The sequence below is a fragment of the Mucilaginibacter sp. 22184 genome (assembly GCF_052045695.1).
Classification (GTDB): domain Bacteria; phylum Bacteroidota; class Bacteroidia; order Sphingobacteriales; family Sphingobacteriaceae; genus Mucilaginibacter.
Window position 1 is genome coordinate 75,332 of the sequence record NZ_JBQEPI010000016.1, and the last position, 13,010, is coordinate 88,341.

The window sequence follows — 13,010 nt, forward strand, 5'->3', positions numbered from 1 at the left end:
AACAACCAGAGATTTTACTCATTACGTATCCAATTTTTGCGCTAGGGTACTAAATACGCCCGCCAATTTCCACAATCCCCGGTTACCTACTACATAAAGTACTTCCTTTGCCCTGGTAACAGCTACATTCAATAAATTTACTTGACCGCCAGCCCAGTTCCTAGCCCCGTTTTGCTCAGCCAAAGGAGCGCCTAAAACAAAAATAACCGCCTCTGCTTCACGCCCCTGAACCGTGTGCACTGTACCGATGCGCTCATTGATCCAAAAATACGGTTCGGCTACCCATCCGGTCATCAGCCCACTTTCTCTTAATAACCTACGCAAATTTTCTGCAACCGAAACAAAAGGTGTCACCATGTAAATATCCGGCATAACCGAAGCTGCTCTTAACTTTTGCAATAACTCCAATACCGCTTGACCTTCCTCTGGACACCATTTTTCTTCACCATGCCCCTGAATATCTACCCACCTGGAGCCCCCCAAGCAATCCCGAATCGCTGATTTTCCGGGCGCTTTGGCATGTACCATGAGTCCGCCATAGGCAATTTGGTTAGAAATGCTAAACATAGGTTCCGCGCATCTTCGGTGAACTAAGAGCGGAACGCCGACCGACCGGCTACCTGCAGTACTCTCCAATTCCGTAAAATAATGACTCATTGCATCGGCCAAAGTTTGTACGGAAGCTTCAGGAGCATTAAAGCGATCCGCGTTCACTGCAAAATGCCGGCATATTGATCTAGTTAATGATGGGGGCAATGAAACAATAGGTTCAATTTGCAAGGGATCACCAACCACAACCGCACGTCTGGTGCGCATTAGCGCGCCCACAGCAGCCTGGGGTAAGGCTTGACCGGCCTCATCAACCAATAACCACCCTAAGCTTTCTGGCGGCAAATTTCCAAGCATCCGCTCTATAGAGGCAAATGTGCTCGATACCGCGGGCACAATTAGAAACAAAGTCGACCATAGATCCGGCAATAAAGCCTGTTTAGTTTTTTCGGTCAATGGCGTACCATTTAAAACCATCAGCATAGCGGCCAAGTTGTGGCGCAATGGTTTGGCTGCAGCGTTGATAAACGCCTTATGTAAGGCCATAGCGGCTACAAATACCTGATCACGAGTATTTCTCAAATGTTGATTATGCCATGGTGATAACTGTTGCCGCTTGCTATGGGAACTGGTAAAGAAAAGATCGTCGATCAAATTCCCATCGAGCCCTTCTCTTGCTGATGCTACTTTTTGCTTAGTGATCTTATATTTTTCGCTGGCCTCTTTCCATAAACCTTCAGCAGTTTTAATACTGCTCTCATTCTTTTTAGCTAGGGAATGTTGTTCTAACGTGTCAATCTCCCGCTGACGAATGCTCTTCTCAATTTCAAGAAGTGATAGGGAAAGTTCTTTATTCCTGATTTTCCAAATAGGAGCTGAGTCTATATTGAACAGGCGTTTCCACCAACTGGGCTTATCTAAGTGGTGTACACCGATCCTTTTTTGTGAAATTTCCAGCTCGAGTGCCAACTCTTTCTGGGCTTCGGCTAATTGTTGGGTGCGCTCGGTAATAGCAAGGGCTTTTTGCTGCAGCGTGTTTAGTTCCAGTTCCGAGTCTAATACCTTACTTTTTAAGTCTGATAAAATCTCGATGAGCTTTTTGAGTTCCGTGAGTTTCGCGAGTTCTTTCCGACTGTTATCCAAAACCTCGAGAAAATGTTTTCTAGCGGAATGCCACTGCGCTAATGCCATTGTGTGATCAGTAGGGGGCTTTTCTGCTTCGACGATTTTAGGTTTTCGTTGTCCTATGACCTGATGCGTGTTGGGATCTGATACGTCTATGAATTGCGGAAAGCCCGCAGCCTCCAATAAGTAGGTATTCATGCCCAGATCTTTGTCCCACCAGAAGGTTTTTTTGAATTTACCGCGATTAGCCGCGTTACCCAAAACTGCGGCTATCAAGCCCCAAGTATCTCGTTCTAGTAGCTGATCTGATAGTAGGTTAAAATAACGAAGGTCGGGCAAATTGCCAATGGCATGGATACCTGGCAATTCTGCACTCACGTTTTCTACCGCTTTGTTATTGGAAGAGGTAATGATGATCTCATGGCCTTTAATTTTTGCATCCAAAGCTGATAAAGTGAGTTGGGCGGAGCCGGCAGCAAGTTTTTGTCCAGTTTGCCTAAATGCCTCACTGGGGTTATCGAAAGTAGCCATGGCTTCCGCGCGATCACAGATGATCCCTGCAACAATATCGCGAAGCAAGGTGGTTTTACCCGTGCCCGGCGGCCCATTGACAGCCAAGATTCCGTCACTTTTTAATTCAGATAATGCAATATTGACAGCCGCTTGTTGAAGCAGGACTAAAGAGCTTTTACCAGCAGAAGGCCAGCGCCCTTTTGGAATTCGCTCAGGACTTACTAGTTTTTCTAATTCTTTTAAATCATGATTCAAGTCCTTTCTGTTTTTAGGTACATCCAGGCCAAGATATTTTTTAAGATTACCAGTAGGCTTATTTGCCTTGAAAAGTTCGCAGGAAAGCGCCAGATCCTTTAAATAGAAGCTATTGAGCAGGAGTGGTTCTGGCGGTTCCGCATTTTTAGTCCGTTCATAATACCGAAGCGCGAACTCATAAGGTCGAACCAAATCGGCGTTAAGATTTAGCTGATTAACCAGAAAGGCATAAGCAGAGGTAAGTACCGCTTGATCCAACGCCTGTACTTCACCGGCCTCATTCGTTTGACGGATCAATTTGTCCATGTTTTTGAGCAATACTTCTTCCGCTTCTCTCCAACCAGATAGTCCTTTTAGATCACCAACCAAGGCTTTGGGAACGCCCCAGCCGAAGCTCGAAATAGCTATGGGTGACTCCCCGGCAGGTTTTCCCTCGCGATCAACCATGATTACCGCTAGAATAGCTTCACTTTTTGCAGTGGGCTGTTCTATTCTGGCATCAGCGTAAAGTTCTAATAAAGCCTTGGTAGCCTTTTCCACATTAATGACACCTAATACGACCTGGTAATAAAGTTTTGCTCCAGAGGGAGCATGCTCTCCGCCGTTTTCCCAAGGTAATCCCTTCTCCAATTTAGCGACTAGTTTCAGATCACCGCTAACAAGATCCTGTGGCTTTTTAAAAGTTTGAGGGGAGAGCACTTCCAGCGCAGTCCAAGCAGATAAGATATTTTGAGGCTGGTTATCTGGATGTGGTAAAGGATCTATCGGTTTCGGTTTACTTACAGCCTTTGGGATGGTAACCTTGTTGATCTGTATTTCCTGTGCGGTAGGTTTTAGAGAGTTGTTTACTTTGGTGGCCAGAGTTTTTGCTCTCGGTGTATTTCGGTGTGCCAGTTCTTGTGCAAGTTCAGACAATATCCGTAGATCATGCGGTTGTTTGTCGTAGAGCGCTTCAAGTTCTTCTATTTTAAAGGTTAGGTATTTTCGGCTCACCAGTTAGCTATTTATGATAAAACTAAGGTACGGAATCTGTTTAGATGCTCATAGATTATAACTATATAAATTGTTATTTGTAAAGTATGGTGCGATCTTTATGATATGGTCGACAGAAAATAAATTATCCAGATAGATACTTTTAAGTTTGTAAATAGATTGTTAGTATATATGTCTTAAAGGCGTAGTTTTACGAGAAGCGAAATGTTAAAATATGATCTCTAGTACTATTGCATCGGAACATTTATTATGTCTTTGTTTTCGTATTTTTGATGATATTATATTTATGAAGACATCCGTTGAACACCTTCCTCAAAGTAAGCAAGAGCAAATTCAAGGCATTGTTGATGTGATAAAAAGCGTAACTAAACCCGAAAAAATAATTTTGTATGGAAGTTATGCAAGAGGTACTTATCAGGAAGATTTACATTCGAAAGATGGTATTCTTTATGAATATGTAAGTGATTTTGATATATTATTGATTCCTACTGTAAAAGATCTTCCAGAATATGAAATACAAGATAGAATTGTCAATCGGATAAGTTATAAAGCCCCAGTAAATGTATTAATTCATTATATAGATCAAGTTAATGAAGGATTAGAAAAGGGGCAATATTTTTTTACGGAAATATTAGAAAGCGGAATATTACTGTATGATTTGAACTCTCTCGCCTTTGCTGAGCCTCGACAATTATCGTCAGCCGAGAGACGAGAGATAGCTGCAAGTGACTTTGAATTTTGGTTTAATAATGGTAAGCAATTTTTGTTTCTGGCTGAAACCCTATTAGCCAATGCCATTGAAAATCAAAGTAAATGGAACCTAGTTCCTCATCAATTACACCAAGCGGTCGAGGCATTTTACGGAGCGGCGTTATTGGTTTTTACAGGGTATAAACCCAAAACTCACAATCTTGATAAATATAGAAGATATTTAAACGGTGTCGCTAACGAAATTTTAAAAGTGTTTCCGAATCCTGCGAATGATAAACATGAACTAGAATTATTCTCGTTACTTAAACGAGCCTACATAGGGGGGAAATATAAAAAAGACTTTGAAACTAATGTAGCTGATTTAAATTCTTTAATAGCCAAAGTAAGAGAGGTACAAATGGTAGTTGAAAGATATTGCTTGAAAAAAATTAAAAATTTTTAAAAGTAAATCAAATCATTGGCGGTAACATTTAAGGCAGTCGCGATTTGTTTGAGTAAATAGATGGATATATTGACTTTGCCACGCTCGATCCGACTAATACTTTGAAAATCTCTACCAATTAGTGAGCCTAATTCAGGTTGTGTAATACCTTTTTTCTTACGAATGAATGCAATCTGTTTTCCAAGAGCTTCTTTGAAAAGTGTAAGATCCTCATCCATTATACAAACTCACAAGTTTTTTATAAAAAATAACTAAACATATTTGTTTAGTTTGTAATATTTTTTTAAGTTTGTTTACAAACACCCTTGTATTTGTGGCCTGAGAAACCAAAGAGGATGTTTATTATAAATCAAACAATATTTAGCTGCATTTGGCCGGGTTTCTTTTTAGAAATGGGGGGCAGTTTCTCACGCCTCAATATCGAGTCAAAAGAGCCTGTGCCATCTGTGGTTGTACCTTTTTTTGCAATAGGCTTTCAATGTCTAAATAATCGATTCAAGAATATTATAAAATCTCCGACTTGATTTTTCTGATAAGACGGCAATCCCTGCGGTTAATAGTTAGGGGATTGCCGTTTGTTTTTTGTTGCTGTTTTAGGAGTTGTTAAATGAACCCGGTTGGGGTAATGGGGATGCTATGCCCTGTCTGAATCTTGGTGCTTATGGGTGCTTTTGTTTTTAATCTTTTTGATTTCGCGGGACGTACGCCGGAGCAGGTGATCCGGGTGTTTTTTGAGCTGTATGATGTCGCTTTGGTGCGGGAGCAGTTGTGGATGGTGTTTGCGGGTTATGTACTGGTGGATGAGGAAGAGGGAACGGGGCGTTTGCTGAGTGAGGAGGAGGTGGCGGCTTTGCTGGATCAGCTGATCTGCCTGGTGGAGGCGGTGGCGCGGCAAAGGGGGGAGCGGGGGGATGCGGTTTGTGCTTGTTGCGGCCGGGTTTAGTTTAATGGTTTAATTTTTTACGATTTAACGGTTTGATGTTATGAGGCGTTTTTTGGGCTTCCTGGGTTTGCTTTGCCTTTTTTTAAGGGTGGCTGCGCAGGAGAATAAGTATATGGGTGATGGGGGTGTTTTGGTGGGGCAGGTGGTGCAGGATGTGTTGGTTAGGGGTGTCCGGGATTTGCGGCTGGATGGCCGGCTGGTGTCGGGGGAGCTGCGGTTCTCGGCTTTGCGGGGGCGGCTGGTGATTTTGGATTTTTGGGCGGGCTGGTGTGCGCCCTGCCGGAAGATGCTGCCGGTGATGGATTCTTTGCAGCGGGTGCTGGGGGATGTGGTGTTGTTTTTGCCGGTGGCTTATGAGCCGGCGGTGGCGCTGGATCCGGTGTTGGCGTCGATGCGGCGGGTACGGCCTTTTGCTTTGCCGGGGGTGTTTGGGGATGTGGTGTTGAATGGTTTGTTTCCGCATAGGTCTTTGCCGCATTTGGTGTGGGTGGATGCTTCGGGTGTGGTCCGGGCGGTGACGGAGGAGGGGGAGCTGACGGGGGAGAAGGTCCGGGCGGCGCTGGCGGGGAACTGGCGGGTGCTGGTGGGTAAAAGGGAGCTGGTCCGGGGGTATGATAAGGAAAAAGGTTTGCTGGAGGAGGGTAATGGCGGGGATGCTTCGGCGCTGGTGTACCGTTCGGTGTTGTCGGCTTATCTGCCAGGGGTGTCGGGTGGTCTGGACCGGGGCCTCCGGGATAGTTCGGGTGCTTTGCGCTTGCTGGCGCGGAATGTGCCGCTGCCGCTGTTGTGTACGATGGCTTTTAGTGATGGGGGGCGCTGGTTTGCGGGGCCCACGGTCCGGGTCTTGTCGGCGGATTCGGGGAGGCTGGTTTCGCGTTTGTCGGGGCAGGCTTATGAGCGCTGGCTGGGGCAGGGGAATGGCTGGTGTTATGAGTTGCGGGTGCCGCCGGTGCTGGCGGATTCGGCTTTTGCGCTGATGCGGGGGGATATCGCGCGTTTGTTCCCGGCTTACCGGGTGGGGGTGGAGCGGTTAAGGACGCGTTGTTTGGCTTTGGTGCGGACTTCGGCGCTGGATAAGCTGCGCAGCGCGGGCGGGGCTTTCCGGGCGGAGGTGGGGCCGTATGCGGCGGAGCTGCGGAACAGTCCTTTGGCTTTCCTGATGAAGCGCCTGCAGGTGCAGTATATGCAGGATTCGCCGGTGCCGGTGGTGGATGAGACGGGTTATTCGGGCCGGGTGGATCTGTCGCTGGAGGCGCCGCTGGGTAAGGTGGACCTGCTGAACAAGGCTTTGGAAAAATATGACCTGCGTTTTGAGGAACGGGTGGTCCCGGTGGATCTCCTGGTGATCCGGGATGCGGGGGCTGTGGGTGTTTCACGTCAATCTGCGCGCCCATGAAACAGTTGTATAGGATTTGTTTAGGGGTGCTGCTTGGGTTTCCGGTAAGGCTGATGGCGCAAGGGCCGGAGGTACTCCGGGGGCTGGTGCAGGATCATGCCGGGCTGCCTTTGCGCGGGGCTACGGTGCTGGTGCAGGGTATGGGGAGACAGGTGCTGACGGATTCCCTGGGGGCTTTCCGGGTGTCGCTGCCGGCGGGGGCTTATCAGTTGCGGGTATCTTTTGTGGGTTACCAGCCGGCGGTGGCGGCGCTGACCTTGCCGCGGCGGGAATTGTTGCTGGTGGTGCTGGAGAACCCGGTCAGGGAGCTGGGGGAGGTGGTGGTGTCGACGGGTTACCAGCAATTGCCAAAGGAGCGGGCGACGGGTTCTTTTGTACAGGTGGATAAAAAACTGCTGGACCGGAGTGTGAGTACGGATATTATCGACCGGCTCAGGGATGTGGTGCCGGGCCTGAGTTTCAATACGCTGGGGACGCGGATCAGTATCCGGGGGCAGAGTACGCTTTTTTCGAATGCGGATCCGCTGATCGTGGTGGATGGTTTTCCATATAACCAGCCGGTCGAGAATCTGAATCCCAATGATGTGCAGAGTGTGACGGTGCTGAAGGACGCGGCGGCGGCTTCGATCTGGGGCTCCCGGGCGGGGAATGGGGTGATCGTGATCACGACGAACAAGGGCGGGTTTAACCGGGCGCCAAGGGTGGCGCTGAATGCGAATGTGGCGGTGGGCGCGCGGCCTGACCTGTACTACCAGCCCCGGATGAGTACGGGGGATTATATCGGCCTGGAAAAACGTTTGTTTACGGAGGGCTATTATACGGCTTTGGAAAATGCGGACGGGCACCCGCCTTTATCCCCGGTGGTGGAGCTGCTGATCGCGGCGCGGGACGGGAAGCTGGGTACGGCGGAGGCGGAGCGGCAGATCGGTCTGCTTTCCAGGCTGGATGTCCGGGATGACCTGAACCGGTATTTTGACCGGAAGAGTGTCAGTCAGCAGTATGCGCTGAGCCTGGATGGCGGTTCGGCGAACCAGCGCTATTTTTATTCGGCGGGTGTGGACCGGAACCTTTCCAACCTGGTGGGTAATGCTTATGACCGGGTGACGGTCAGCGGGAACCATACCTGGGTTTTGCGGAAGCTGGAGCTGTCGCTGGGGATGAATTATACGGGTAGCCGGACGGACCGGGATAATCCGGGTAACCTGGGCTGGGGGAACAGTTCCCGGATCTATCCTTATGCACGGCTGGCCGATGACCGCGGGAACCCGCTGGCGGTGGTGCATGATTACCGGCAAAGTTTTGTGGATGCGGCGCCGGGGCTGGGCTTGCAGGACTGGGCTTACCGCCCTTTGCAGGAGCTGCGGCTGGCAGATAACCGCCAGGAGGTCGCGGATTACCGGCTGAATACGGGGCTGACTTATGCCATAAGCAAGGGGCTGAAGGCGCAGGTGCTGTACCAGTATGAGCGGAGTACGGCGACGGGCCGGGTGCTGCAGGGCGCGGACAGTTATTATACGCGGAACCTGGTCAACCGCTTTACGCAGGTGGACGCGGATGGGGTGTTATCGCTGCCGGTTCCCTTAGGTGGGATCCTGGACCTGGAAAATGATATCTCTGTGAATCATGATGGCCGGGGCCAGCTGAATTATGATGGGGCCTGGGGCCGGAAAAATGAGCTGAGCGCGATCGCGGGTTACGAGATCCAGACGCTCCGGGTACGGGGGGATAGTTACCGGTATTATGGTTATGACGCCGATCACGCGACGATGAAACCGGTGGACGGGATAACGCAGTTTACCTATGACGACAATCCGAACAGCGGGGGGAGTATCCCGCTGAACCAGGCGGAATCGGATCATACGGATCATTACCTGTCCTGGTATGGCAACACGGCTTATACGTATGACCGGCGGCTGACTTTGTCGGCAAGCGCGCGGCTGGACCGCTCGAACCTGTTTGGGGTGAGTACCAATCAGAAAGGGGTGCCGCTCTGGTCGGCGGGCCTGGCCTGGGAGCTCAGCCGGGAGGGTTTTTACCACCTGGAGGCTTTGCCTTACCTGAAGCTGCGGGCGACTTTCGGGTATAACGGGAATATCAATAAGCATCTTTCGGCGTATACGACGGCCAGCTATTTTGATGGCAGCGATACGCAGACGCAATTGCCTTATGCGCGGATTGTCAACCCGCCGAACCCGGAGCTGCGCTGGGAGCGGAACCGGCAGATCAACCTGGGCCTGGACTTTGGGACCCGGGGGCGGCGGGTATCGGGTACGCTGGAGTTTTACCTGAAAAGAGGGCTGGACCTGATCGGTAATACGGCTTTCCCGCCTTCTTCGGGGATCCTCACGTTTACGGGGAATACGGCGAGTACAAGCGGCCGGGGGCTGGATCTGAATATCGACACGCGGAACCTGGTGGGGCGATGGAAATGGTCGACGGCTTTTTTGCTGACTTATGTGACGGACAAGGTGGGGGCTTATGACCAGGTCTCCAATGCGAGTGATTACCTGGCTTCGGGGAATATCGGGGCGTTCCCGCTGACTGGGCGGCCGCTGTATGCGATCTACAGTTACCGCTGGGCGGGTCTGGATCCGCGGACGGGCGACCCGCAGGGCTATCTGAATGGGCAGGTCAGTAAAGATTACGCGGCGATGCAGAGCGCGGCGACGCCACAGAACCTGGTGTATAACGGGCCTTCGCGGCCGGTGGTTTTTGGGGCTTTGCGGAATACGCTGGCTTACCGGGGCTGGAGCCTGTCTTTTAACATCAGTTACCGCCTGGGTTATTATTTCCGGCGGAGCTCGGTCTTTTACGGTACGGATCATGGTCTGTCGCAGCAAAGCGGGGATTATGCGCTGCGCTGGCAGCAGCCGGGGGACGAGCGCCGTACTTCGGTGCCTTCGATGCCGGCGGTGAGCAATATCCAGCGGGATGATTTTTACCGTTTCGCGTCGGTACTGGTGGATAAGGGGGACCATATCCGGCTGCAGGATATCAATTTGTCTTATGTATTGGACCGGCGCCTGCTGCCTTTTTTACAAGAGGGTAGTTTGCAGGTCTACCTGTACGCGGCGAACCTGGGTATCCTCTGGCGGGCGAACAAGGATCACCTCGACCCGGATGCCGGGTCGACTTACCCGCTGCCCCGGACGATCGCGGGCGGTATCCGTTTGACTTATTAAAGTGATTATAGGATGAAAAAATATAGGATAAACATTTTTTGGGGTATCTGCCTGGCTGGCTTAGGTGTCTCCTGTCAAAAAGGTTTTTTGGACCAGCGGCCGGATAAGGCCCTGCTGGTGCCCGCGACAACGGCGGATATGCAGGCGCTGCTGGACAATACGGACGTGTTCAATACGGGCCCGGGGCTGACTTTTATCGCGGACGGGGATATGTGGACGACGGATGCCGGGTATAACGCTTACAATACGGATATGGAGCGGAACAGTTATACCTGGTCAAAGGATATTTTCGCGGGGCAGCCCTGTCCGGACTGGAATATACCATATCAGCAGGTGTTTTACGCGAATGTGGTCCTGGAGGGTCTGGCGAAGCTGCCTCGGGGAAATACGGATGCGCTGAGCCGGAACCTGAAGGGGACGGCTTTGTTTGACCGGGCTTTGGCTTTTTATAACCTGGCGCAGCTGTTTTGCGCGCCTTATGATCCGGCGACGGCCGCGGCTACGCTGGGGATACCGCTACGCCTGACGGCGGATGTGAACAGCAGGCTGCCCCGGGCCAGCCTGCAGGAGGTCATGGACCAGGTGCTGGCGGATCTGGATGCGGCGGGACCGCTGTTGCCGTTCAGGGCGGCTTATAAGAGCCGCCCGACGGTGGCGGCCCGCTGGGCTTTACTGTCCCGAATCTACCTGGGGATGGGGAATTACGGGCAGGCGGAGGCCTTTGCGGATTCGGTGCTGGCGGCCGGTGCGGTGCTGATCGATTACAATACGCTGAGCCGGACGGCGACGCGGCCTTTTCCCAGGGCTTTGCCGGACGGGAACGATGAGGTGATCTTTTACCAGGCGCAATCCAGCTATTCGTTCGCCAATGCTGCTTCGCCGACTTTCCTGGTGCCGGAGTTGTACGGTTCTTACGCGGTTAATGACCTGCGGGGGGCCTTGTTCGGCCGGCAGCTGACACCGGGTAATTTTAAGTTCAAGGGGACTTACGCGGGCTCGCTGCTGCAATTTTCGGGTCTGGCGACGGATGAGCTTTTACTGGTCCGGGCGGAATGCCGGGCCAGGCGGGGGGAGCTGACCGGTGCGATGGGGGACCTCAATGCCTTATTGGTCAAACGCTGGGCGGCAGGAACTTTTCAGCCTTATAGGGCGGTGGACGCGGCGGATGCGCTCCGGCAGGTATTGCAGGAACGGCGGAAGGAGCTGGTGGGGCGGGGGCTGCGCTGGGCGGACCTGCGGCGGCTCAACCGGGATCCGCTGTTCCGGGTAAGCCTGAGCCGCTCGGTTGGCGGAAAGGATGATACACTGGAGCCGGGCAGCCCGCGCTATGTATACCCGATCCCGGAGGAGGAGATCCGGCTGGGTGGATTGGTGCAGAATGAACGCTAAAAAGGGCCGTTCGGTAGAACGGCCCTGGTAAAACGGGAAGGGGACGCGGCTTAATTGCTGAACGTACCGGTCTCTGTGCTGATCGGGTTCGCGGGGTTGGTGTTCGGGTCCTGGGTTGCCGGGTAAACGGCGGTACAGGTGCGGCTGGCGTTGTCGCACTGGTAATCGCTGCCTTTGACCTGGCCGGTCACTTCGAGGTAGCTGCCGTCGGACAGCAATGCCCATTTTTTGCTGGCGAAGGCGTGTGGTGTGGCGGATGCGAAGGCGGCGCCGATGCCCAGGATGATCGCGAGGGCGGACAGTTTGACTTTTAGATTGTTCATGATGCGGAACGCTTTTTTGCTAAAAAACGGACGAAAAACTTTAAGGAATGGATGATGCCTACTCTGTTCCGGGGTTTTCGGCTTCCCCCCTGGGGTATCGTGGAGACGGGTTGGCTGATCTGAATGAACAGGGCCGTCAGGTTGAGGATCAGGAAAAAACTGTTAAAGACCAGGTGCGTCCCCCAGGAGAAATGGTTTAAAATACCGCCGCAGGAGCAGGGGACGCGGTCCCAGAAACGCAGCAGGACCAGGGCGATGTACGCGGTGAATAGGAATAACAGCCCGGCGGACAGGAGCAGGCCGGCTTGTTGGCTGCGGGGAAAGCTCAGCAGGGCGATGGTCAGGAGTTCCGCCGGTATCAGGGTATATAACAGGATGTCCGCCAGCCAGTGCGGAAAAGTCTGGTTATACAATTCCCCCTGGAAATCCCGGAGGGAAAGTAGTTTGCTGACTGCCGCGTAGGCAAATAGCAGGGTCAGCAGGAAGGCAATGAGCGGACGGATGATGTTTTTCATGTGGTCTGGATTTGTCTGCTCAAAGTACGGCGGGGCGGAATGACGAAAACAGTATAAAAAGGGTAGTATACCCACTAATGATGATGCAAATGATTGGCAATGAGGATTATGATTTTTTGCCCGCGCTGTTTTTAAGGGCGCCTTTTTATAGTTTCGCACGCTATGACCTGGAACGCTTGCCGGAGGTGCTGGCGGATGAGGTTTTCCGGAACGCGCTCTGGTTGGCCAGCCCGGCGTTTTACGCGCGATTGGAGGCCAAAGGCTTTGCTTTTGAGCATCTGCTGGATAAGGAGAAACATACGCTGGCCAAATATTATAACCGGATGTGTTTCCGGCCGGTTCCTTTTGGCGCTTTCGCTTCTTTTACCTTACTGGAATGGGGGAAGGGGGATACGGTCCGGCTGGCGGGGGATGAGCAGACCCGCTTGCACCTGCTGCCGGATCAGGCGCTGCTGGCCGGGGCCTTAGCGGCCGGGGAGGCCTCAGGGGCTCCCCTGATCATGAACCCCGCCTGCTATCGGTTTGGCGGGGAGTTTCGCTTGATCCGGTCCCTGCCTGGATAAAACACATGAAAATGACCCTATCCGGCCAGATCAAAAAGGCCCCCTTCGCCAGTTGAAAGTGACCACGTTCGCCAAAGCAAAGTGACCCCTCTTCGCCACGTGAAAGTGACC

Annotated in this window: 10 protein-coding genes; 6 read left to right on the forward strand and 4 right to left on the reverse strand. The window is 52.0% G+C overall.

Going from position 1 to position 13,010, the window contains the following annotated elements:
* Positions 1 to 21: 21 nt before the first annotated feature.
* The gene (locus tag ACTJKG_RS26825) at positions 22 to 3,435 is read right to left on the reverse strand and encodes a DEAD/DEAH box helicase (RefSeq protein ID WP_440740936.1); all 3,414 of its coding nucleotides are present in this window, start codon (positions 3,433 to 3,435) and stop codon (positions 22 to 24) included.
* Positions 3,436 to 3,721: 286 nt separating this feature from the next.
* Between ACTJKG_RS26825 and ACTJKG_RS26830 the strand changes: the two genes are divergently transcribed.
* Positions 3,722 to 4,588 (forward strand): HEPN domain-containing protein, encoded by an 867-nt coding sequence (locus tag ACTJKG_RS26830; RefSeq protein ID WP_440740937.1) that lies wholly within the window; start codon positions 3,722 to 3,724, stop codon positions 4,586 to 4,588.
* On the opposite strand, the gene ACTJKG_RS26835 is transcribed toward ACTJKG_RS26830, so the two are convergent.
* Positions 4,585 to 4,806 carry a helix-turn-helix domain-containing protein gene (locus ACTJKG_RS26835; RefSeq protein WP_440740938.1) on the reverse strand — a complete coding sequence of 74 codons (222 nt, stop codon included), beginning with the start codon at positions 4,804 to 4,806 and terminating at the stop codon, positions 4,585 to 4,587. The two genes, ACTJKG_RS26830 and ACTJKG_RS26835, sit on opposite strands and share 4 nt — an antisense overlap.
* 443 nt (positions 4,807 to 5,249) lie before the next feature.
* Here ACTJKG_RS26835 and ACTJKG_RS26840 point away from each other — a divergent pair, with 443 nt between their 5' ends.
* Genes ACTJKG_RS26840 through ACTJKG_RS26855 form a run of 4 tightly spaced genes read left to right on the forward strand, consistent with a single transcriptional unit; the run spans position 5,250 to position 11,498 of the window.
* On the forward strand, positions 5,250 to 5,531 hold the full coding sequence (locus ACTJKG_RS26840) for a hypothetical protein (RefSeq protein ID WP_440740939.1): 282 nt from the start codon (positions 5,250 to 5,252) through the stop codon (positions 5,529 to 5,531).
* 40 nt (positions 5,532 to 5,571) lie between these two features.
* On the forward strand, positions 5,572 to 6,927 hold the full coding sequence (locus ACTJKG_RS26845) for a TlpA family protein disulfide reductase (protein ID WP_440740940.1): 1,356 nt from the start codon (positions 5,572 to 5,574) through the stop codon (positions 6,925 to 6,927).
* Positions 6,924 to 10,109, forward strand: a complete 3,186-nt coding sequence (locus ACTJKG_RS26850; RefSeq protein ID WP_440740941.1) for a SusC/RagA family TonB-linked outer membrane protein — start codon at positions 6,924 to 6,926, stop codon at positions 10,107 to 10,109. Before ACTJKG_RS26845 ends, ACTJKG_RS26850 begins: the two co-directional genes overlap by 4 nt.
* A gap of 12 nt (positions 10,110 to 10,121) precedes the next feature.
* Complete coding sequence (locus tag ACTJKG_RS26855) at positions 10,122 to 11,498, forward strand: RagB/SusD family nutrient uptake outer membrane protein (RefSeq protein ID WP_440740942.1); 1,377 nt, start codon at positions 10,122 to 10,124, stop codon at positions 11,496 to 11,498.
* A gap of 50 nt (positions 11,499 to 11,548) precedes the next feature.
* Here ACTJKG_RS26855 and ACTJKG_RS26860 read toward each other — a convergent pair whose 3' ends face one another.
* Together ACTJKG_RS26860 and ACTJKG_RS26865 are read right to left on the reverse strand one after the other, a co-directional pair.
* The gene (locus tag ACTJKG_RS26860) at positions 11,549 to 11,821 is read right to left on the reverse strand and encodes a DUF6520 family protein (protein WP_440740943.1); all 273 of its coding nucleotides are present in this window, start codon (positions 11,819 to 11,821) and stop codon (positions 11,549 to 11,551) included.
* Entirely contained in the window at positions 11,818 to 12,336 is a 519-nt protein-coding gene (locus ACTJKG_RS26865) for a MauE/DoxX family redox-associated membrane protein (RefSeq protein ID WP_440740944.1), read from the reverse strand. Before ACTJKG_RS26865 ends, ACTJKG_RS26860 begins: the two co-directional genes overlap by 4 nt.
* A gap of 77 nt (positions 12,337 to 12,413) precedes the next feature.
* On the opposite strand from ACTJKG_RS26865, the gene ACTJKG_RS26870 reads away from it, so the two are divergent.
* Positions 12,414 to 12,899 (forward strand): lantibiotic dehydratase, encoded by a 486-nt coding sequence (locus tag ACTJKG_RS26870; protein ID WP_440740945.1) that lies wholly within the window; start codon positions 12,414 to 12,416, stop codon positions 12,897 to 12,899.
* Positions 12,900 to 13,010: the final 111 nt, after the last annotated feature.